Annotated in this window: 20 protein-coding genes, 2 pseudogenes and 1 other annotated feature; all 22 genes and pseudogenes read right to left on the bottom strand. The window is 29.5% G+C overall.

Annotated features, from left to right (window positions below):
- Positions 1-85 precede the first annotated feature (85 nt).
- Complete coding sequence (locus tag ACTG46_RS00570) at positions 86-481, bottom strand: Mini-ribonuclease 3 (protein WP_054268669.1); 396 nt, start codon at positions 479-481, stop codon at positions 86-88.
- Positions 482-484: 3 nt separating this feature from the next.
- Entirely contained in the window at positions 485-1,882 is a 1,398-nt protein-coding gene (cysS, locus tag ACTG46_RS00565) for a cysteine--tRNA ligase (protein WP_021382482.1), read from the bottom strand.
- 145 nt (positions 1,883-2,027) lie between these two features.
- Positions 2,028-2,183, bottom strand: a complete 156-nt coding sequence (locus ACTG46_RS00560) for a hypothetical protein (protein ID WP_021382499.1) — start codon at positions 2,181-2,183, stop codon at positions 2,028-2,030.
- A 221-nt stretch (positions 2,184-2,404) separates the two neighbouring features.
- Positions 2,405-3,886: a glutamate--tRNA ligase gene (gene gltX, locus ACTG46_RS00555; protein WP_054268668.1), complete on the bottom strand. Its 1,482-nt coding sequence runs from the start codon at positions 3,884-3,886 to the stop codon at positions 2,405-2,407.
- A 202-nt stretch (positions 3,887-4,088) separates the two neighbouring features.
- A pseudogene (locus tag ACTG46_RS00550) lies at positions 4,089-4,352 on the bottom strand (zinc ribbon domain-containing protein); the annotation flags it as partial.
- A pseudogene (locus ACTG46_RS00545) lies at positions 4,345-4,416 on the bottom strand (helix-turn-helix domain-containing protein); the annotation flags it as partial. The pseudogenes ACTG46_RS00550 and ACTG46_RS00545, both read right to left, overlap by 8 nt.
- 435 nt (positions 4,417-4,851) lie before the next feature.
- Entirely contained in the window at positions 4,852-6,297 is a 1,446-nt protein-coding gene (proS, locus tag ACTG46_RS00540) for a proline--tRNA ligase (protein WP_054268667.1), read from the bottom strand.
- Positions 6,298-6,420: 123 nt separating this feature from the next.
- Positions 6,421-8,136 (bottom strand): proline--tRNA ligase, encoded by a 1,716-nt coding sequence (locus ACTG46_RS00535; protein ID WP_227832539.1) that lies wholly within the window; start codon positions 8,134-8,136, stop codon positions 6,421-6,423.
- Positions 8,137-8,199: 63 nt separating this feature from the next.
- Positions 8,200-8,408 (bottom strand) — a binding site (T-box leader).
- 94 nt (positions 8,409-8,502) lie between these two features.
- Complete coding sequence (ispF, locus tag ACTG46_RS00530) at positions 8,503-8,988, bottom strand: 2-C-methyl-D-erythritol 2,4-cyclodiphosphate synthase (RefSeq protein ID WP_054268665.1); 486 nt, start codon at positions 8,986-8,988, stop codon at positions 8,503-8,505.
- A complete protein-coding gene (gene ispD, locus ACTG46_RS00525) occupies positions 8,985-9,698 on the bottom strand; it encodes a 2-C-methyl-D-erythritol 4-phosphate cytidylyltransferase (RefSeq protein WP_054268664.1) in 714 nt (237 codons plus the stop codon). Before ispD ends, ispF begins: the two co-directional genes overlap by 4 nt.
- A 277-nt stretch (positions 9,699-9,975) precedes the next feature.
- On the bottom strand, positions 9,976-10,908 hold the full coding sequence (locus ACTG46_RS00520; RefSeq protein ID WP_479923428.1) for a lipoate--protein ligase family protein: 933 nt from the start codon (positions 10,906-10,908) through the stop codon (positions 9,976-9,978).
- Between the two features lie 178 nt (positions 10,909-11,086).
- On the bottom strand, positions 11,087-11,737 hold the full coding sequence (locus ACTG46_RS00515; RefSeq protein WP_054268662.1) for a class II aldolase/adducin family protein: 651 nt from the start codon (positions 11,735-11,737) through the stop codon (positions 11,087-11,089).
- Between the two features lie 151 nt (positions 11,738-11,888).
- Positions 11,889-12,383, bottom strand: a complete 495-nt coding sequence (locus tag ACTG46_RS00510) for a hypothetical protein (protein WP_074179364.1) — start codon at positions 12,381-12,383, stop codon at positions 11,889-11,891.
- Between the two features lie 29 nt (positions 12,384-12,412).
- The gene (locus ACTG46_RS00505) at positions 12,413-13,768 is read right to left on the bottom strand and encodes a PTS galactitol transporter subunit IIC (protein ID WP_074179365.1); all 1,356 of its coding nucleotides are present in this window, start codon (positions 13,766-13,768) and stop codon (positions 12,413-12,415) included.
- Between the two features lie 76 nt (positions 13,769-13,844).
- The gene (locus ACTG46_RS00500; RefSeq protein WP_176702504.1) at positions 13,845-14,132 is read right to left on the bottom strand and encodes a PTS sugar transporter subunit IIB; all 288 of its coding nucleotides are present in this window, start codon (positions 14,130-14,132) and stop codon (positions 13,845-13,847) included.
- Between the two features lie 94 nt (positions 14,133-14,226).
- Entirely contained in the window at positions 14,227-14,691 is a 465-nt protein-coding gene (locus ACTG46_RS00495) for a PTS sugar transporter subunit IIA (RefSeq protein WP_054268658.1), read from the bottom strand.
- Positions 14,669-17,617, bottom strand: a complete 2,949-nt coding sequence (locus ACTG46_RS00490; RefSeq protein WP_479923427.1) for a sigma 54-interacting transcriptional regulator — start codon at positions 17,615-17,617, stop codon at positions 14,669-14,671. The genes ACTG46_RS00495 and ACTG46_RS00490 overlap by 23 nt, the downstream gene beginning before the upstream one ends.
- A gap of 418 nt (positions 17,618-18,035) precedes the next feature.
- Positions 18,036-19,766, bottom strand: coding sequence for a dihydrolipoyl dehydrogenase (gene lpdA, locus ACTG46_RS00485; RefSeq protein WP_479923426.1), 1,731 nt, complete (start codon positions 19,764-19,766; stop codon positions 18,036-18,038).
- A 163-nt stretch (positions 19,767-19,929) separates the two neighbouring features.
- Positions 19,930-20,976 carry a 2-oxo acid dehydrogenase subunit E2 gene (locus ACTG46_RS00480; RefSeq protein WP_054268655.1) on the bottom strand — a complete coding sequence of 349 codons (1,047 nt, stop codon included), beginning with the start codon at positions 20,974-20,976 and terminating at the stop codon, positions 19,930-19,932.
- A gap of 12 nt (positions 20,977-20,988) precedes the next feature.
- A complete protein-coding gene (locus ACTG46_RS00475) occupies positions 20,989-21,975 on the bottom strand; it encodes an alpha-ketoacid dehydrogenase subunit beta (RefSeq protein WP_074179369.1) in 987 nt (328 codons plus the stop codon).
- A gap of 24 nt (positions 21,976-21,999) precedes the next feature.
- Entirely contained in the window at positions 22,000-22,962 is a 963-nt protein-coding gene (locus ACTG46_RS00470) for a thiamine pyrophosphate-dependent dehydrogenase E1 component subunit alpha (protein WP_054268653.1), read from the bottom strand.
- A gap of 37 nt (positions 22,963-22,999) precedes the next feature.
- On the bottom strand, positions 23,000-23,953 hold the full coding sequence (locus ACTG46_RS00465; protein WP_054268652.1) for a sugar-binding transcriptional regulator: 954 nt from the start codon (positions 23,951-23,953) through the stop codon (positions 23,000-23,002).
- Between the last annotated feature and the right edge of the window lie 310 nt (positions 23,954-24,263).

The raw sequence follows: 24,263 nt of genomic DNA, 5'->3' as shown, positions 1-24,263 counted from the left end.
GACTAATTTCTATATATTTATTATACATTAGTTATAAAAAAAGTGTTGCCTTATTGATTATTATTAAGACAACACTCTCTAATATTTACATATCTCTTTCAATAATTTTGATTCCTTTATTGATAATATATTGAAGTCTCTCTATTTCATTATTTAAATACAAATATCCAACCAAGGCCTCAAATCCAGTTGCATGTTTATAGTCTATAATATCTGCATTTTTAGGAGAAGTATTTGATTTTTGATTTCTTCCCCTCTTGTATATTTTGCTCTCTTCCTCAGTTAATTCAGTTTCAATTTCATGAATTATAGTTGCCTGAGCTTTAGCTTTTACATACTTTATAGCTAATTTATGCAAATCATTAACTTTTCTTTGTGTATTCTGTCTAATTAAATGTTCTCTTATATATGTCTCATACACTGTATCACCTAAGTATGCTAAAACTAGTGGTGACATAGTAACTAATTCAGTTTTTTCCATTTTTTATACCCTTTTCCACTTAACACCTTGTCTTGTGTCTTCTAATACAATTCCCATATCTAATAATTGTTGTCTTATATCATCTGCTAATTGGAACTCTTTATTTTTCTTTGCATCCGTTCTTTTTTGTATTAGTTCTTCAATGTCTTTATCTAATACAGTATCTTTCTTCTTATTTACAATATTTAATACCTTTGTAAGCTCATTAAATTCATCTAAGCACTTTTTAGCAAATTCTAGAGAAGAGTTTTCATCTACATTAGAATTTATTAACTTAGCTAACTCAAATATTACACTCACTGCATCTGCTGTATTGACATCATCGTCCATAGCATCGATAAACTTTTGTCTGAAGTTATCCAATTCTTTAACAAGTTCTACTTCTTTTTCTGTTAAAGTAGACTCCTTTAGATTACTTAATGTAAATTCTAATTTTTCTTTAGTATTATATAGTCTTTCAAGACCAGCTTTAGCTTGATTTAGCATCTCATCACTAAAGTTCACTGGATTTCTGTAATGTGCTGATAACATGAAAAATCTTACTATTTCTAAATCATATAATTTTGATATATCTCTTACTGTAAAGAAATTACCTTTAGATTTACTCATTTTTTCATCATTTATATTTATATATCCATTATGCATCCAATATTTTGAGAATGTTTTTCCACTTCTAGCTTCACTTTGAGCTATCTCGTTTTCATGGTGTGGGAATGTTAAATCTTGACCACCTGCATGTATATCAATTGTCTCACCCAAATATCTCTTAGACATAACAGAACATTCTATATGCCATCCAGGTCTACCTTCTCCCCAAGGACTATCCCATCCTGGTTCACCTTCTTTTTTAGCTTTCCAAAGAACAAAATCCATAGGATGTCTTTTTTGGTCATTAACTTCAATTCTAGCTCCAGCTTCTAAGTCTTCTTGCTTTTGACCTGAAAGTTTCCCATATCCTTCAAACTTGTTTGTATCAAAATACACATCACCATTTACTGCATAAGCATATCCCTTATCTTCTAATTCTTTTATAAAATCTATAATTTGTTGTATATTATCTGTAACTTGAGGATGAACAGTAGCTCTTTTAATTCCTAGTCCATCACAATCTACAAAATATTCTTTTATATACTTAGTAGCAACTTCTTCTGGAGATATTCCTTCTTCATGGCTTCTATTTATAATTTTGTCATCAACATCTGTAAAGTTTTGTACATAAGTTACATCATATCCTCTATACTCTAGATACCTTCTTAGAGTATCAAATATTATAAATGGTCTTGCATTACCTATATGTATATAGTTATAGACTGTTGGACCACACACATACATTTTTACCTTTCCTTCTTCTAATGGAACAAATTCTTCTTTTGTTCTAGTTAATGTATTATAAACTTTCACACTCATCACCTCACCATATTTTTATAAATTATTTTCTTAACATTATATATTATATTATAGTTGAAAATTGCAATAAATAATAGTACTACTATCATTTTTAGTACTATCCTTATAAACTACATAATAACAATACCCCTGTTATTATCTATTGCTCTTCTAAAAATATCTTTTTTTGAGAAGAACATTTTTCAAAAGTTTCTTCTGTAATCATTTTTTCATCTTTTAATTTTTCTAAAATTGTAACATATTCTAAGCATAGCTCCTTTAATTCCTTTTTAACATCATCCATATTACTATACATAGTAATTACCCCCTTAATAATTAAATCAAACTAAAATAATAGATTTCCTTCTTCTATGCTTAATATTTTTATTAGTTTATTATTAATATTTTATTTATATTTTTGCTTTGCTTTTTATATATTAAATTTATTGCCCTAAATACCTTCATTTTCTTAACTAGATATTTTCACCAAATACTAACACAAAAAAAGTCCGCTTCTAAATTAGCGGACTTTTATGACTATAATATATTATTTTTTACATAAGCTATTCTATTTAAGCAAGTTTCTTTTCCTAAAACCTCCATTACTTTTGGTAAATCTGGTCCATGCATTTGCCCTGTCAAAATTATTCTTGAGCCCATAAATAAATTTTTTCCTTTTATTTTATACTCTTTTTGAATTTCTTTAAGCATCGCTTGAACAAATTCAGCATTTAATAAGTCTGCTTTTTCTATTTTTTCTTGTAGAGCATCTATTAAAGTAGGTATGTGTTCTAGCTTTAAGAATTCACTTCCTTCTTCAGTCTCTACTTCTATTTTATCTCCAAAGAATATACTTGCATGATCAGTAACTTCTTTTACATATTGTAATTTCTCTTTAAGTACTGATATCATACTCTTTAAAAACTCATACTTACTAGTAGCTTCTTCTTCTGTTATAAATCCATCTTCTATCAAGAATGGTATTGCTAAATCTGTTAAGTAAGTATCATCACCATCTTTTATATAGTGTTGATTAACCCAATTTAGCTTTTCAGTATCAAATACTCCACCACTTTTAGATACTCTTTCTACAGAAAATGCTTTTTCCAATTCTTCCATTGTAAACAATTCTTGATTATCTTCTGGAGACCATCCAACTAATGCTACATAGTTTACTAAACCTTCTGGTAAATATCCTTTTTTCTTAAAGTCTTCAACTGCCACATCACCTTGTCTCTTACTTAATTTTTTCTTTTCTTTATTAAGTATATTTGGTAAATGTACAAATACAGGTGCTTCCCATCCAAAAGCTTCATATAAATAGACATGTTTTGGAGTAGAGGATACCCACTCTTCACCTCTTATTACATGTGTGATTTTCATTAAATAATCATCTACAACTACAGCAAAGTGATAAGTTGGGAATCCATCTGTTTTCATTAGTACCTGGTCATCTAAATCATTGGTATTAAATTCCATATCTCCTCTAACTAAATCTGTAAACTTAATTGTATGATTCTCTGGTAATCTTAATCTTATAACGTATGGTATTCCTGCTTTTATATTTGCTTCTACTTCTTCTTTAGAAAGATTCTTACAATGGCCATCATATTTAGCTGTTTCTCCTGCTGCCCTTTGAGCATCTCTTACTTCATCTAGTCTTTCCTTTGTACAGAAACAATAATAAGCCTTTCCACTATCTAAAAGTTGTTTTATATATTCTTGGTATATATCTAATCTCTGAGATTGAATATATGGACCATATTCTCCTTTTTGTACTACTTTTCCAGTATCATCTAATATAACACCTTCATCATGATTGACACCAGCCCATTTCATAGCATTAAGCATATTCTCTATAGCACCTTCTACTAATCTACTTTGGTCCGTGTCCTCTACTCTTAATATATATTCTCCGCCCATTTTTTTTGCAAATAAATAGTTATATAAAGCAGTTCTTAAACTACCTATATGTACAAATCCTGTTGGACTTGGTGCAAATCTTACTCTTACATTCATTTTTACTTCCTCCTGATATTTTATTCAATATAACTATAATATTAAACTAGTACATTGTTTTGCAAGTTTATTTTTACTGAACTTCCCATGACTAAAGTCACAGGGTTCCTGTTTCATAGAATTTTGCATACTAAAATATGTCTTACAAACTCTCCACAGGCTATCCCCGTAGTTCCTACGGTTCTTACATAAGTTATCTATTTTAAACTGTTATTAGTCTTAATCCTTCTTTTAGTATATTTATACTCGCATTTATGTCTCTATCGTGAGTTACATTACAACAAGGACAAATCCATTCTCTTATATTTAAATTCTTAACTTCCTCGTTTTTGTACCCACATTTATTGCATATTTGTGAACTTGCAAAGAATTTACCTACCTTTACAATTTGTCTACCATACCAATTAGCCTTGTATTCTAATTGATTTATTATATACAAATCTACAACATCCAAAAGTTTTGTTAATTAGCTCTTGCTGTTTTTTATTTGGATATATTCTAAACTTATATGCTTTTTCTTCTACTATCACCTCACTTTACTTGGTTTTCTGATTTTTCCACCCATCCTAATATTAACAAGTGTAATTTTTTTAAACAAGTATTTTAAAGGTTTTTATATCTATTTTTAAATAACATATGTAAGAATTGTAATTCCTAACTTTTATCAAATCTAATAATAATATCCTTATTTATTTAAAAATACACATGTTTATTATAGCAGAAAATCCTAGTTTTAATTTCATAAATCTTTCTTTTAATCCATTTATTTGGTGAAAATTAAAAGCATTCCCTATTGCTATATTTGTATTTATTAGTTACTTTATGGAATACTTATATAGTAATTGTTCTACAAAGTAAGTATGTACACTAATAATAAATATATATAAGGAAATAAAACTTAAAATAAAATTGGGATGAAAAGTATAAAATACTCATCACCCCAGTTTTTATTTAAACATCTTATTTTAGTAAGCTTTTGCCATTACTACCATATTATCTGCTTCTTTTCCACAATATACACACTTGTGACCTAAGTTTTCTTGTTCAAAAGGTAAGCATCTTATAGTTGCTCCTGTTTCTTCCTTAATCTTAGCTTCACATTCTGCATCTCCACACCACATAGTCTTTATGAATCCTGGCTTTTCTTCTAAAGCCTTTTTAAACTCATCCATATTTTCAACTATAGATGTATTGTCTTCTCTATGTTTTTTTGCTTTTTCGAACATATCGTTGTGTATAACATCAAATAAATCACATATAGCATCAGCTAATCCTTCTAAAGGCATAGAACTCTTTTCTAAAGTATCTCTTCTAAATATCATAGCTTGATTATTTTCTATATCTTTTGGTCCAATCTCAATTCTTACTGGAACACCTTTCATTTCCCACTCATTAAACTTCCATCCAGTTGTATAGTTATCTCTATCATCAACTTCAACAGTTACTCCTTTAGCTTTTAAATCAGCATATATTTTATCAACTGTTTCCATTACATTTCCTTTTTTAGCAGCTATAGGAACTATAACAGCTTGTATTGGAGCTACTCTTGGTGGTAATACTAGACCTCTGTTATCACTATGAGTCATTATAAGTCCACCTATAAGTCTTGTAGATGCTCCCCAAGATGTATGGTATGGATTAGCTAAATTTCCTTCTCTATCTGCAAAAGTAATATCAAAAGCTTTTGTAAAGTGTTGACCTAAGAAGTGACTTGTACCTGATTGTAATGCTTTACCATCATGCATCATAGCCTCTATAGTATATGTTCTTTCACCACCTGCAAACTTCTCACTTTCACTTTTTTGACCAGATACAACTGGCATTGCAAGTAATTCTTCACATAAAGCTTTATATATTTCTAATTGTTGTATTGTTTCTTCTTGGGCTTCTTCTGCTGTCTCATGTAATGTATGACCTTCTTGCCATAAAAACTCAGATGTTCTTAAGAAAGGTCTAGTTGATTTTTCCCATCTAACAACTGAGCACCATTGATTATAAAGATATGGTAATTCTCTATATGATTTTAACCATTTAGCATACATTGTACATATTATAGTCTCAGAAGTAGGTCTTACACATAATCTCTCTTCTAATTTTTTATTTCCACCATGTGTTACCCATGCAACTTCTGGAGCAAAACCTTCTACATGTTCTGCTTCTTTATTTAATAAACTTTCTGGTATCAATAATGGGAAATAACAGTTTTTATGTCCAGTTTCTTTAAATCTTTTATCCATAAATTCTTGCATCTTTTCCCATAATGCATATCCATATGGCTTTACAACCATAAAACCTTTGACTGGTGCATAATCAACTAAGTCAGTCTTAGTTATTACATCTGTATACCATTGTGGGAAATCATCTTCCATCTTTGTTATTTCTTCAACAAATTGTTTTTCATTTTTTGCCATTTCAACTACCTCCTCAATTTATTATGTTTTTATAAAAAAACACCACTTTATCTCCTTATATATAGATAAAATGGTGTTTATAAAGTACAACTCTGATTATCTATACAATAGCTTTTTAAGTTACTATCCTAATCTAACATTATTTTTGATAAACTCTGCCTTTACTTTTTCATTTATTTCTTCTATGTCAATTATTTCTTTATCTTCTTTATGTCTAAATTTAAACTCTACTTTACCTTCACTAATATTTTTACCTACTGTAATTCTCATAGGTATTCCTATTAATTCTGAATCATTGAATTTAACACCTATTCTTTCATCTCTATCATCTAATAAAACTTCTACACCCATAGCTTGTAAATCATTATATATCTTTTCAGCTATTGATACTTGTTCCTCATTTTTCATGTTTGCAGGAACTATCACAACATGGTATGGAGCTACTGATAAAGGCCATATTATGCCTTTTTCGTCATTATGCTGTTCAATTATAGCTGCTGCTGTTCTTTCAACACCTATTCCATAACATCCCATTACTATAGGTTTTGATTTCCCATCTTTATCTATAAAATTCGCATTCATAGATTCTGAATACTTAGTTCCTAGTTTGAATATGTGACCTACTTCAACACCTCTAGCTATTTCAAGTGGTTTCCCACATACTATACACTTGTCACCTTCTTGAACATTTCTAAAATCTCCAACTATTCCTTCAAAATCTCTTCCATAGTTAGCATTTTTTATATGATATTCAGTTTTATTAGCCCCTACAACTATGTTTCTTTGTTCAACAATTTCTTTATCTATAAATACATAGTCAGCATTTATACCTATTGGTCCAGCAAATCCTACTTCTGCATTAGTTACTTTTCTAACTACATCATCTGTAGCAAGTGCAAATTCTATAACAGAGCCTATAGCATTAGATACTTTAACTTCATTAACTTCTCTATCTCCCCTTACAACAACTACAACTGTTTTCCCATCTGCCTCATATACTAAAGTTTTAGCAAATTTATCTGGAGAAATCTTTAAAAATTCCTCTAGTTCTTTTATTGTAGCTGCTCCTGGTGTGTGAACCTCTTCCAGGTCTTTCATATCTTCTTTTTCTGATGCTACATTACAAGATTCTGCTCTTTCTACATTGGCTGCATAATCACATCCACTACAGAATACAACTTCATCTTCACCAACTTCTGACTTAACCATAAACTCAGCTGATGTAGAGCCTCCTATAGCTCCTGAATCTGCTTGCACTGGACTATTCTCTAGTCCACATCTGTCAAATATACTTACATATGCATCAAACATATCTTGATATGATTTATCTAGACCTTCATTATCTACATCAAAACTGTATGCATCCTTCATTGTAAAAGTCTTAGTTCTCATAACACCAAATCTTGGTCTTCTTTCATCTCTATATTTTACTTGTATCTGATATAGGTTTAATGGCAATTGTTTGTATGAAGTAATTTCTTGTCTTATTATATCAGTGAATGCTTCTTCATGTGTTGGTCCAAGACAGTATTCTCTTTCTGTTCTGTCTTTAAGCCTAAACATTTCTTCACCCATAGCAGTCCATCTTCCAGACTCTTTCCATAATTCAGAAGGAAGTAAAGCCGCACAAAGTATTTCTTGACAATCTTTTTTATTTAGTTCTTCTCTAATTATTTGTTCAATCTTTTTGAACACTCTTAATCCCATCGGTAATTGATTATAAACCCCTGAAGTCATTTTTTTTATCATTCCTGACCTAACCATTAATTGATGGCTTGTAATCTCAGCATCTGCTGGGATTTCTTTTAATGTCGGCATAAACATTTTAGACATTTTCATTAATAAATTCCTCCTGAATATTAATTTCTTGAAAATATAAAAAACCTCTCATCTCTATACAAGTATAGAGACGAAAGGTTTAATTTCCGCGGTACCACTCTAGTTAGCTATGTAAATAGCTCTCTTTTGGGAATGTAACGGTTCCTACCGTAAAGATTTTTATACCTTTAAGCTAAAAGACAGGTTCAAACATTTCCTCTTGAAAACTCTCACCAACGTTTTCTCTCTGTAAAGATTTCATAGTTTTACTATTTCTTTATCATAGCTAGTTTTATATTTATATTAATTTCACTTAAATTCACATATTATAGATATTCTATTTAGGCCTATTCTTTGATATCCAATAAACTTATTACTAATAATATATTAATTATTCTGACTTGTCAACAATAATAAACAAATACTTTGTGATGCTATACCCTGTTTTGCTCCTGTAAAGCCAAGACCTTCTTCAGTAGTTGCCTTTATGTTTATATTATCAATATCTGTATTTAAGACTTTTGATATATTTTTTCTCATGCTTTCAATATGTGGAGCCATCTTAGGGCTTTGAGCAATTATAGTACTATCTATGTTCCCAATCTTATACCCTTTGCTTGTTATTAGATTATGTACATATTCTAATAATTTCATACTATTTGCTCCCTTATATTTTTCATCTGTATCTGGGAAATGCTTACCTATATCACCTAGAGCTAAGGCTCCTAAAATAGAGTCCATTATTGCATGTATTAATACATCAGCATCTGAATGACCTAATAAACCTTTATCATGTGGTATCTCTACCCCACCGATTATGAGTTTTCTATCCTCTGTTAATTTGTGTACATCATATCCTAATCCTATTCTCATATAATTCTCCTTCTGCTATTAACTTCATCTCTTTTTTCCATATTTAATATCTGTTCTGCTATATTTAAATCTTCTGGACTAGTTATCTTTATATTTTCATAAGAGCCCATCACCATAGTAACGCTTTGCCCTATATTTTCAACCAACATTGAATCATCAGTACCATAATAATTATTCTTATAAGCTTGTTCATAAGCATTTATTATGAGATTATACTCAAAAGTTTGAGGAGTTTGAGCTGCCCACAATAAACTTCTCTCTGGAGTTTCTTGTACTGTTCCATCCGACACTATCTTTATAGTATCACTTACTGGCACACCTACAACTACAGCTTTTTTTTCTTTAGCCACCTTTATGGATTCATTAATTATTCTATGGTCTACAAATGGTCTTGCCCCATCATGAATGAGTACTATATCACAATTTTCATCTAATTTTTTTAAGCCATTATATATTGAATCCTGTCTTTCTTTTCCACCATATGCTATTTTTATATTTTTAAAATTATACTTATTTATTATGTTTTCCTTAAAAAAATCTTCTTCCTCTTTTTTTATACATACCACAATTTCATCTATATTTATATTTTCATAAAAAACTTGAATTGTATGAGCAATAATTTCTTTTTCTCTTAATTTTATGAACTGTTTATTTATGTCTAGGTTCATTCTCCTTCCGCTTCCTGCAGCAACAATTATAACACTATACATGGTATCACCTCGTATTTTATTTTTAACCATAATTTATTAAAACTCTTAATATTCTTTTATTTTAACCATCTGATTAATTATATATTAAATTTTAAGTTGTATAAACAGTTAATATCTATTTTTCAGTTAAAAACATGTATATTTAATTCTATATATATTGATTTTTCAATAGCGATGTTTTTAATTTTACAACTTTGTAACAGTTTCTAAACTTGCAAAAAATATTCAAGGCCTCTAATTTGATATAATAAGATTTTATCAAACAAGAGGCCTTATATTAAAATATTAAATTAATTAAATCTATGTAATGTGGGTAATTTTCTAAAATATTATCTCTTATTTCTTGTTTAAAAAAGTCCACATTTAATAACTTATCCATATTAATTACACCTTCTTTATAAGATATAAAAAACTTTGATACCTTCCACTTACTTACATGTATATTGACTTCACTTTCATCATTAAATGGAAGTACTATTTGAAATTTAGGTGTTTTACTATATGTCCACTCCATCTTTTTATATTTATCTTCTACTAGATTGTATACATTTTTGATATCATCACTGTCTAATTTAAGTTCTTTTATATCCTTTATCTTGGATTCTAAATACTTAACACAATAGTCCAAAAAGTAATCTATATCTTTTTCAAATAAGAATTTAATATTGGTTACTTTACTTGAGACAGACTTCGTAGCCTTTGACTCAGTTGACTTATTTGAATTTAGATATTTAGTTAATTTATTTAAATCCGAATCATAAAGAAGAGTTCCATGATAAAGAGAATTTTTTCTTTTTATAGACTGGGCAGAGCCTGAAATTTTTTTCCCTTTCAAAAATAAATCTTTTCTTTCAGTTATAGATATATCTAGACCTAAGCTTAATAGCATATCTTTCATAAACTTAGTATGTTCCAAAAAATCTATTTCATGAAGTTGTCTATCTTTTTGTATGAATGACATATTGATATTTCCTAAATCATGATAAACAGTACCTCCTCCAGATATTCTTCTTAAAATAGGAATTTCTCCCTTTTCAATAACATCATGATGTATTTCCTGATATGGGTTTTGATTTTTACCTATAAAAATAGATTCCTCATTCCTCCATATGATTATAATATCATCATTATATTTCTCATTTAAAAACATATATTCTTCTAATGCTAAATTAAAGTAAGGATTTGTGCTTTTGTTTAATAAGTAATACATAGAAATACAGACTCCTTTTTTATTTTATCTTATTGCTTATTTTAGACTCAGACAATTTTATATACTATTAGATTTTCTATTTTCATTTCTTAACTATTAAACTTATTATATCATTATAAAACGCCCTAATATTATAGAATATCTATATTTCTACATTAATTTAAAAGTTTTGTTTAATTTATTTATCCTGACCATATACATTAAAAAATACATCTCTAGCTCTTTTAATTTCTTCGTTTGGTAATAATACTGGTGTGCCAATTGATTTTGCTAAGTAATATACTTTTGCTGAATCCTCTAACATTACAGCAGCTGTAAGAGCATGCCCTACAGAAGGACCAACTGCTATTACACCATGGTTTGCTAAAAGACATGCTCTTTTATCTCCGATTGCTTCAATAACACATTTACCCATTTTGTTAGATGTTGGTGGTGAAAACTTTGCAACAGGTACTTCACCTCCTACTTCATTTGCAAGAGTTGTACTTGCACATGCTATAGGTTCATTCAAAATAGCAAAACAGCTTGAGTATGTAGAATGTGTATGTATTATGCTATTTATATCTTCTCTATGTTTATATATATATAAATGGTCTGGTAAATCCACAGATGCTTTCCATTTGCCATCTATAACATTTCCATCTATATCTACTATAACAATATCACTTGGTATAAGGTCTCTATAGTCCATTCCACTTGGGGTAATTGCTATATATCCTGTTTCTTCATCTCTCCCACTCACATTCCCACCTGTTAATGTCACCAAGTTATAATTTAAAAGGTTTAGAGATGCTTGTAATACTTCTTTTCTCAATTTTTCCAATAACATTAGTTAAATCCTCCTATCTATTATAGATATAATCTTATATATATTAGCAGTACCATATCTTCTAAACACTATCTTTAATATTAATTTGAAAATTCAAAAAATTTAGTGTAAAGCGTATATCTCCATTTTATCAATAGAAATTATTCTACTTCTATTTTAAGTTTTTTATCTTTAATATGCCTTTATTTTCTAATCTTTTATTTCTAAATTTTAATGATTCTGGATATAAAGATTCCTCTAACTCAATAAGATAATCATATAATTCTAAATCATTATTAAACATATTTGTTCTTATCCAATATCTACCTTTAAGAAGGCTTCCGTCATTAATTTTTAGATAAAGATTTTTATTATAAAACTCTCGTATTCTTACTTTTTCGATATCTTTAATTTCATAATTATGTGTAGTAATAAATGAGATAAAATGTATACATTTGTTATCAATAATAATTTCTTTAGGATTACTTGATGATATAAAAGTATTGAATATCCCATATATACAGATAATTATCAACAAACTATATATGTTTACACTAAAATTTTCATAGTTATTAAACAGAGCGTAAAGCAATATTAAAATCATAAAAAATCCTGGTATTATCACATTAATTGAGTATCTTATAGAATCGTATTTATATTTTTTCATAATTCATATACTCCTCAATAAAATCATTTTTAGATTTCTTCTTCAAGAGATAATTTTTTATTTTCCTTTATTATTCTATTTCTATTGTAAATAGCCATTCCTAAAGCTATAACTCCAAAAAACACTCCTCCAATAACTTTATAATTCATAATCTTTACAAATATCCAACTTAATGGATTTGCACCATCACAAATACTTGAAATCATAGTTGCTCCCTCTGGCATTTTGAAGCTAGCATTTAAAGCCATTTGAGTAAATAGAGGAGCTAAATTAGTTGCAATTAATAATCCAGAAGTAATTATGAATATTCCTATTATTAATGTCCTAAACACATTCCCTTTTGTAATTGGTACAATTAAAACAAGTGCAAATGGAATTACTGCTAAATCTGCAAATGGCAAAACTTTATTTCCTGGCAATATAGCTGCTATAACTATAGTTAAAGGTACCAATACTAATGCAACTGATAATGTGACAGGATGACCTATACCTACTGCTGAGTCTAAACCTATATAAATCTTTCCTCTATTTTTAAATCTCTTCTCAATAAATTCCTGCGCTGCTTCTGATACTGGTAATAACCCTTCCATCAATAATGCTGCCATCTTTGGAATTAATATCAATACAGCTCCCATAGTTACACCTAACTGTAATATACCTTTTATATCATATTTAGCTGCAATACCAATTATTATACCTATTATAGACCCCATTATTAAAGGTTCTCCAAATAATCCAAATTTTTTCTGTAATGTGTCAGCATTTATCTCAATCTTATTTATACCTGGTATTAAATCTAATAGTTTATTTACAACTATAGCAATTGGAACAAATGCCTGTGTAAATCCATGAGGAAGAGATATTCCTGGCATACCCAAATATTTCTCTATACCTGGAGCAGTTAAATCTGCCATTACCAATACAATTACCATATTTGCTACTGCCGCAAACACTCCCCATACCACACTTTGTGTAGCCCCTGCTACTAAAGCGCCTGTAAACGCAAAATGCCAGTAATCCCATATATCTACATCAACAGTTTGGGTAGTATTAGTAATTAGCATAACTATATTTACTACAAGACCTATTGGAATAATTAAAGCTCCTACTGTTGATGCGAAGGCTATAGCTGATGCTGCTGGCCATCCTACATCTATTATAGATAAGTTTAATCCTAAGTTCTTAACCATTTGTTGCGTTGCTGGTCCTAAGTTATCTGTCAGTAAAGCTATAATAGTATTAAGACCTATAAATCCAACTCCCACTGTTAAACCAGCTCTTAATGATTTTCCAAGTTTTGTACCTAATATCAAGCCAAAAATACATATTATTATTGGCATCATTACTTGTGCTCCTAAACTAACAATGAAATTTAATATCTCCATTTAAAGACCCTCCATTATTTAATTTTCAGTCTCTAAAACTTATAATTTTAGAGACTATATTTTTTAAAAGTTCAAATTATAATTCTAATTTTTCCAATACATCTTCAATTAATTTGCCCATTCCCACACCAGTTAAAAAAGGTAATCCATTTATTACAGGTGTTTTTATGCTACTAGACACTTGTGTAGTACAAATTATCAAATCATAATCAGGTGCTTTTGATGCAACTTCCACTACTTTACATTGTGTAATGTTGACCATATCCAATTTACCAAGGTCTTGAAGTGCTTTCTTTAATTTGTTTATAGCAATTGTTGAAGTACATACTCCTGTTCCACATGCAACTAATATTTTTTTAGCCACATTATTCACCCCCGTTAAAATTATTTTATTTTAAAGATATCTATAGTTAGAAATCTTCAATGGCATTTTTATATTTTTAATTCCTTTCACAACTTTAATTTTTCAGTTTAGAGTTTAATAAGTCACTCATGCTTTCTTCATTTAAGTTGACAATATTATTTAACATACTCTTATCTTGAAATACAGTCATAAGCTTTTCTAATAATTGTAATTGCTCCTTTGGCTCTTTTACTGCTAACATAAATACAACTTTTACATCAATTTCAGTATCTTCTGTACCCATCATTATAAATTTTACAGGTTTATTCAGTATACCAATCGCTATACCTGGCTCATTTACATGTACTATGTCTGTATGTGGTATAGCCACTCCATAGATTTCTGTTGGTAATCCTGTAGCATACTTTTTTTCTCTTGCTATAACAGCTTCTATGTAACTTTCTTTTACATACTGTTTATCAAATAAACGTTGTCCTAAAAATTTTAATGCATCTTCATTGTTTGATACCTCAATATCTTTAAAAATCAAATTGCTACTAATTATTTGCATTGACTCCATCTAATATCATCTCCCTAATAAAATCTCTATCTTTAATGTTTTTTATCTCTTTAAATTCATCTGTTTCTATAAATGTAAGTAGAGTATTTAATGGATTAAAACATTTTTGGTCTACAGCTAATAAAAGTATTATTTTTACTCTATTTTTACTCCATATAATAGGATTTTTTAAAATAGCTATACTTATAACTGGTCTAATCACATCAATTCCATCTGTATGAGGTATTGCTATTCCATCTGACAATTCAGTTGGAAACAGGTTATCTCTTTCCACTACTTTTTTATAGAAATTTTTCGTCACATAACCTTTCTCTCTAAGTTTTTTACTCATGTACTTTAAAGCTTCTTCTTTTGATTTAACTTGTAAATCTATAAATATATCTTCTTTATGTATTAAATCTGATAACTCATATTTTTTATTTGTTTCAATAATTTGGCTAGTATCAATTAAATTATTTACTTGATTTAATTTCGTTTTATCATTTATGTCTACTAGGCTAAAGAAAGGGATATTTGCTATCTGTGGGTCAATTGTTCCAACTATAGCAATTACATTCTTATCATTACTTATTTGCTTTATCTCCAAATCAAGACTTGGATATTCAATCATACCTATAGGTCTTATATCAATCTTTTCGTCTATGCCTTTAATATTTTCTTCTAAGATTTCTTTTATCTTACAAGCTCCCCCTAATCCAGTGATACATAATGTTAAAATAATAGGTTTTCTAGAATCCAATTTCGTGTTGTTATAATTATTAGCTCTTTCCTTTACTTGTGGTTCTATACTTTTAACTTCATCTACTATTTCATCTATTGTTAAATCTGGCAAAACTGCTCTTCGTATAACTTCTATTGATAGTAAAGTATCAAATCTACATATTGTCCTTATATTAATCCCTGTATTCCCAGAGATGATATCCCCAAAGTATGAAAGCGAACCCATATCAACTAATATAATCACTCCTCTACCTTCATCGATATCTTTTACTATTGTAGTAGCTTCTTCAATCATTTCTTCTGGTTTCTTTTCAAATGGCATATCTAAATATCTTGCATGGTTAATTCCTAATAATTTATTTGTAACTTCACATATAGATGAGGCCACTCTTCCATGAGCCATAAGAAGTACACCTATCTTTTTTTGTTCAGATATATCTCTTCTACTACTCATTTTAAAATATATTGCTATTATACCTATTTCTTCTTTTGGCAAATTTATATTATATCTTTCCTTTAGATATTGAGCTACCTTTTCTGCTACAGAATACTCTAATGGATAATTTCCTATTATTTCTTTTAAATGAGCATTTGATATTACTTTACCTTCTTTTAATCTCTCAAAAGCTGCTTTTAAGTGAACTGCTAAGCATAAGTGTAGATTTGGTTCTAATGAAGTAAGATATTGTGATGCTATTTTGATTACTTCATAAGTAAGTTCTACAATATATTTTCCAACAATCGGACTTATATCTGGAATATTATCATTAATAGAAACTTTTTTAACTTGCTTTATATATTTTTGAATACAACTTTCTAATTCTCCTCCAACAATTCTATTTATAACATCGAAGTCTAAACCTTGCTCCAACAAATCAATATGTCTTCTTTCTGTAAGCTTATATATTTCATCAGGAAAAGTATATATATCTTCATTTTTCTTTTCTATCTCTCCCTGAAAATTTGAGTCTATAATTAAGTCTCCATCTACATAATTTTCTATTTTATCTCTACAATTTCTGATTTTCATAAGACCTTGTTTAACATATCCAGGTACATCTGATATATTTATATTTACTTCTTTCTGTTTGCTAGTAAGTTGATTTAATAATCCCCTAGCACAAGCTACTTGAATATCACTTCTAAGCTGACCAACATTTCCTATGCAATCATAAAGCATAAGAGCTTTTAATACGTCAGATTTTATATGTATGCTTGTTCCCATTCTTTGAGCTTCTATCAAGAAGAAGTTATTTATAATATCAAACCTTTCATTTAATGGTCTTGCAACTAATTCTGGTATTTCAATTGTTACAGGTATACGCCTTTTAAATGTATTAAGTAGATGAGAATCTATTGGTTCAGAAGTTGCTGAAATAATCATTACATCTATTTTATTTGTTAATCTAGTCTCTCCTAATTTTCTTACCATACCTTTATCAATCAGTTGGAATAGTATCTCTTGACCTTCATGAGGTAATCTATGTATTTCATCTATAAACAATATTCCTCCATCTGCTTTTGATACTAATCCTTCTTTAGTCTCATCAGCTCCTGTAAAAGCACCTTTGACATGACCAAATAATTGAGATAATAAAAGCTGTGGATTTTCTGAATAGTCTGCTGCATTAAAAATTATAAATGGTGCATTCTTAGGGAATCTAGATGATTCTACTGCAAATTTATACATACATTCTGCCAGCTCACTTTTTCCAACACCGGTTGGGCCCATAATAATAGTATGAAGACCATGAGGTGGATAGAGTATTGCTGCTTTAGATAGTTTTATAATTGTACTTAAGCTACCACTACTACCTATTAATTTATCAAATGCTATATCTGTATTTTCCCCATTATTGTTTATCTCTTCTTTTTTATCATCACCTTCTTTATCATCCTTTAACTCATCAGAATCTTGAATCTCTTTTAAATATTGTATAACTGTAAATCTTGATACTGTAAATCCAATGCTATTTAATCTTCTTGTTATATCATTTTTATTTATGCTTTTTTCTTCTTTTAAAATATCTTTTATAGCTTTAATCAAAACAATTTTTCTTCTTTGCCTTGAATCCTCTATTTTTAACTCATTTCTTAAAAAGGTAACATCTTCTCTTCGAACATTTAACATGTTTGAAATAGCTTCATCTGTTAAAGGATTTTTCTTATCCTCATTTTCAATTAGTGTTTTTATTCTTTGCCTCATTTATAGTTGTTCCCTCCTTATTATTTATATAGCAACTTATATGCCATATATTGTTTTTTTTGTGTTTATTATTAGTGCATAAAACCACAACATTTAAATTAAGCTATTCTTTTATTAAAATATTAAGAAAATTTTTTTAGGTATTTTACAAATAATACTTTAAAAAAAACAAAAAAGTCTTTTTTTCTAATTTCAAGTAAAATCAATCTGAAATGACATTGTTATTTTATATTACTATCTTTTTTGTACAACAAAAACTACAAATACTCCGATTCTGTATTTTTCCATAAAAAATACTCCTTCTTGTACAAATACATACATTTATACAAGAAAGAGTATGGCTAAATAAGCATTTTAATATTTTATAAAATAAATTTATATTAATAATAGACTTACTTTAATATTTTATTCTTCTAATTTATTTTTTAGGTAAATGTAAACATTCTCCACTTACATCTGCCAAAGCTTCCATCAAAGCTTCTGAAGTACATGGATGACCAAATATCAACTCACTAGCTTCATCAGCAGGTATTTCTAATGCCTTAAATGATGCTGCATGATTTATAAGTTCTGCTACACCACAACCAAACATATGCACACCTAAAATTTCTCCATATTTAGCATCTGCTATCACTTTTACATATCCTTGCTCTTGTCCAGAAGCTAAAGCTCTTCCATTCCCAGCAAAGTTAAATTTACCCACATTTACATTGTGTTTCTTTCTAGCATCTTCCTCTGTAAGCCCAACTGATGCTACTTCTGGAATTGTATAAACACAACTAGGTAATGCACTTAAATCAACTTCTTCATTCATACCTAAAGCATTTGAAGCTGCTACTTCTCCCATTTTAAATGCTGCATGAGCTAACATTACACCTCCAGTAACATCACCTACTGCATATATACTTGGTATACTTGTTTCCATTTTGCTATTTACAGATATAGAACCTTTATCTATTTTAATGTCTAAATCTTCTATACCAGAAAGATTAGCTTGTCTTCCTATAGCATATAGACATAAATCTGCTTTTATTGTCTCCTCACCTTCAATACAAACTAATATTTTATTGCCTTCTTCTTTAAACTCAGAAACTTTCTTTTTAGTTAATACATTTATGCCTTTTTTATTAAGAGAATAATTCAAAGATTCACTTAATTCCTTGTCCATTCTTGGGATTATTCTATCTTCCATTTCTACAATAGTTACCTTAGAGCCTCTTGAATTGAATATCTCTGCAAATTCGCAACCTATCACTCCACCACCGATTATTACTAATTCTTCTGGTACTGTCTCTAAGTCTAAAGCCTCTGTACTAGTTATTATCAAATTCGATTCTATTCCTTTTATAGGCAATACCCTTACTTTAGAGCCTGTTGCAATTATTATATTTTCTGTATCTAGAACTTTTCCATCAGATAATATTACTTTATGCTCTTCTTTAACACTAGCTTTAAGATTAAATACTTCTACATTTCTGCTTTTTAATAGACCACCAACACCAGCAGTAAGTTTTTTAACTACTCTATTTTTATATTTTATTGCCTTCTTGATGTCTTGCTCTTTATCTACAGTTACTTTTACACCTCTTTTTGATAACTGGTCAATCTCCTCTAATATTTCTGCTGTTTTTATATAAGTTTTTGTAGGAATGCAACCTCTGTTTAAACAAGTTCCTCCTAATACATTTTCTTCAACTAATGCAACTTTTCCTCCTAACAGGGCTGCTTTTAATGCTGCTAAGTACCCCCCAGGTCCTCCACCTATTACCACTACATCATAGTCATGATTACACTCTTTTTTATTTACTTTTTCTTCTTTATCCTCCACGCTTTGCTTTTCTTCAATAGCATCTTCTTTTGGCACATCTCCAGATAAATATTTAGCTTTTATTTCTTCTTGATTTTCACCTTTTTCTGCTATTACACCTATTACTGTAAATACTGGTAATACTTCACCTTCTTCTTTATGTATGATTACAGCCAGTGTACCTTCTCCCTCTGATTCTATTTCCATATTTACTTTATCTGTTGTTATTTCTAATATAGGTTCTCCAATTTTTACTTCTTCGCCTTCTTGTTTTAGCCAAGATACTATGGTACCTTCTTCCATAGCTACTCCTGCTTTTGGCATTATAACTTCTACTGACATAGGCTCTCCTCCTATTTATTTTCATATATTTTCATTAATCAATTTATATTCATATAGTTCACTTTAAAAATAATGCTAAATATATAAAGGTTTTAAATTCACCTAAATAATTATAACTATGTAACCTATTCAAACTATTATATCAATAAAGAAACATCAAAACCTATACAAGCATTGATAAAGGATTTTCTAACAATTCTTTTAACTCTTTTAAGAATTTTGCTGCTACTGTTCCATCTATCACTCTATGGTCTGATGTCAATGATAAGTTCATTATAGGTTTTATTTTAGCCTCTCCATTTACTGGAACAAACTTATCTTGTGTAGCACCTACCCCTAATATTGCACTTGAAGGCATATTTATTATAGGTGTAAATGTAGTTATACCATACATTCCGACATTACTTATAGTAAATGTATTCCCTTCTTGGTCTGCTGGTAGAAGTTTCCCTGTTTTTACTTTTTCAGCAAGCTCTTTACTTTCTTTTGCTATTTCTTTTAAAGATTTTTTATTTACGTTTTTTACTACTGGGACATATAGACCTTCATCTAGGCCAACTGCAATAGCTATATTTATATCTTTGTATCTAAATATTCCCTCATCTGTCCATGCAGAATTTAATGCTTGATGCTTTGGAAGTATTCTAGACACTGCCATTACTATTAAATCTGTCATAGTCAATTTTACTCCAACTGATTCTTTTACTGTATCTATTAATTTTGCTCTGAGTGACTTCAATTCTGTAGCATCTACCTCTATGTTGAATGTAAATACAGGAGCACTAAAGTAACTTTCTGACATTCGTTTTGCTACAGTAGCTCTCATTGGATTTGGTTTTTCAAACTCTCCTTCTACTGTATTAAACACACTTGAATTTTCACTTTTCGTATTTATCTCCTCTGTATCATTAGTTTTAGATATGTTAGTTGACACAACAGCCTCTTGTGTATTTACTCTTTCCACATCATACTTTCTTATTTTTCCATTATATCCAGTACCTACAATAGTTTCTAAATCTATATTTAAATCTTCTGCTATTCTTTTAGCTAAAGGTGTAGCATTTACCTTACTATCTTTTAAGTAATTTAACACATCAACTAAATGAATTCTTCCATTTTCTCCACTTCCAATCAGCTTATCTAGTTTTATGTTGTCTTTTCTAGCTTGGTTTCTAGCTGCTGGTGTGGCCTTTACTTTATTTGCCACCATATCTATCCCTCCTTATCTAACAATCAAAGATTTTATTGCTTCTTCTATTTCATCAACTCTTGGGACAACTGCTTTTTCTAACTCTGGATTATATGGTATTGGCACATCTTTTCCGCATATTCTTTTTACTGGTGCATCTAAATAATCGAATGATTCACTTTCTGTTATTAAGGCTGATATTTCTCCACCTAGTCCACCAGTCTTAGCTGCTTCATGACAAATTAGAACTCTTCCAGTTTTACATACACTTTTAACTATAGTCTCCTTATCCAATGGATATAAGGTTCTTAAATCTATAATTTCTACATTTATATTTTCTTTTGATAATGTCTCTGCTGCTTCCTCAACACTTTGTAACATCCTTCCATAAGTGATTACTGTAACATCTGTTCCTTCTCTTTTTATGTCTGCCTTTCCAATTTCAATTACATAATCACCTTCTGGTACAATACCTTTTTTTCTATATAACAATTTATTTTCAACAAATATAACTGGATTATTATCTCTTATAGCTGCTTTTAATAAACCTTTAGCATCTGCTGGTGTAGAAGGTGCAACTACTTTTACTCCTGGAACATGGCAAAACCAAGCTTCTAAACTCTGTGAATGTTGTTCTGCTGAACCAGTCCCAGAGCCACCAGGACATCTAACAACCATTGGAACTTGTGCTTTTCCACCAAACATATATCTCATTTTTGCTGCTTGATTTACAATTGCATCCATAGAGATTGTCACAAAGTCCATAAACATTACTTCCATAATAGGTCTTAGACCAGTTGCTGCTGCTCCTGCTGCTGCTCCTGCTATAGCTGCTTCTGATATAGGAGTATCCCTTACTCTTTCTGGTCCAAATTCATCTATCATTCCAACTGATACACCAAATGCTCCTCCATATATTCCTATATCTTCTCCCATAAATATTACATTTTCATCTCTTCTCATTTCTTCTGACATTGCTTCCTTTATCGCTTGTGCATATGTTAATTCTCTTGTACTCATTTTTTTCTTCCTCCTTTACCATTTTTAGTCTGCATATACATCCTCTAATAAAGATTCTATTTTTGGATTTGGACTATTTTGAGCAAATTCCACTGCCTCTTCTATTGATTGTTTGGCAAACTCTTGAATTTTATCTAATTCATTTTCATTAGAGATATTCTTTTCGATAAGATAATTTCTTAAAAATTCAATAGGGTCCTTTGCTTTCCATGATTCTATTTCTTCTTTTGTTCTATATACATTTGCATCTGACTTTGAGTGACCTAACCATCTATAAGTTCTACTTTCAATCAATACAGGACCTTCTCCTCTTCTACATTTTTCAGCAGCTTTTTGTACTGTCTCATATACTTCTATCGGATTATACCCATCTATTGATATTCCCTCTATTCCATAAGAAGCTGCTCTAGTAGCAATACTTTCTATATTCATATGGCGTTTTATGCTTGTTGACATTCCGTATAAGTTATTCTCACAGTAGAATATTATTGGCAACTTCCATATTGAAGATAAATTTATTCCTTCATGAAAAGTACCTTCATTTGATGCTCCATCACCAAAACTACATAAAACTATTTTGCCTGTTTTTTTATATTGTTGTGTAAGTGCAGCTCCTGGAGCTATTGTAAGACCTCCACCTACAACTCCATTTGCTCCTAAATTACCTGACTCAATATCTGCTATATGCATTGAGCCTCCTTTTCCTTTACAAAATCCAGTTTCTTTGCCCATAAGTTCAGCCATCATTTTGTTTAGGTCTATCCCCATTCCTATAAATTGACTATGTCCTCTATGAGTCAATGATACCAAGTCTCCCTTTTCTAAAGCCATTACAGCTGCCACACTTGATGCCTCTTGACCTACAGATAAATGAGTTGTTCCGTGAACCATACCTCTTGCAAAAAACCAACTAACTTTCTCTTCAAATTTTCTAGCCTGATTCATTCTCTTATACATTTCAAGTAATGTTTCTTTTGATATTGACATATACATTCCCTCCTGTTAACTTTTATCTATCTTTCTATTAGTCACAATCTTCTAATAATTCAATTGCTAAACTGTGATTAATTGCTAAACTATTTATAAACTTTGCCTTTAATGATGCCTTTATTGCTTCTATTTTTTCATCTCCTGAAGCTACACCTATAGTCCTTTTTATCTTTTTTAAATCTTCTAGCTTTACTCCTAGTACTCTTTGATTAAATTCAAGTATAGAAGTTTTTCCTTCTTTATCAAAGGCTTGCAAACAAATCGCACCTATTGAATTATATTTTTTCAAATCTTCTATATCTGCCTCATTCATATACCCAGAAGCCATTATTGTTGAGTTTAAGCTCATTGGATTTCCTATACCTACGATTGCTATAGTCGTTTTATCTATTAAATCTAGCACTTCTTTAATTTTTTCGTCTTTGCAAAGTTTTTCTTTTGTAGATAAATCAGACATAACAGCTGGAGCATGTAATAGTTTAAAATCTCCTCCAAAAGCCCTTGCTAAACTTACTGCTATTTGATTTGCGTGAATATCTATTTCATTGTCTCCAATCCCACCTAATAGAGGTATAAATGTAACATTCTTACAGTTATTTTTTTCCACATATCTAGGTATTTCTTTTAGTGTAGTTCCTATTGAAACTCCTATTATATCATTTTCCTTTACTACTCTGGTTAAATATTCAGATACAGCTCTTGCTAATTCTTGTTTTTGTGTTAGTGAATCCTGTTTATCATCTACTACTATTACTTCTTTTAATTTATATTTTCTTTCTAAACTTCTCTCTATTTTTTGGTAGTCATTTTTCAAAACATCAACTATTTGTATTTTTACTATGCCTTGCTCAAAAGCTTCTTTTAATATTCTTGATATTGTTGGTCTTGATATTCCCAATTGATTTGCTATTTCTTGCTGATTTAAATTATCTTCATAATAAAGTGAACAACACTTCATCATTAACCTTAGGTCTCCAATTTTTTTCATTTGCTTTCCTCCAAAATCAAGCTTTTTTAATTATCTTTACATTTGTTCAATCATTTTACTTAATTTCAGTAACATTATAGAAGGGGTTCATATAAAAAGTCAACTGTTTTTTTGTATAATGAGAAAACTTTTACAATAAACACTCGTAAAAATATAGTTTTAGCTTTTACTACTGTATCTAATTCTGTTATAACTCAGCTAGAAACTTGAACAACTAATAGTATCTCTGTAATTAGATGAACTATAATACTATTACTCTTAACATATTTATAAACAAGTTATCTATTACATTTTACTTATAAAATATTTT

This window comes from Clostridioides sp. LIBA-7678 (assembly GCF_056716065.1).
The sequence above is the reverse complement of the archived record's forward strand: the minus strand, read 5'-3'. Positions and strand labels throughout refer to the sequence as shown.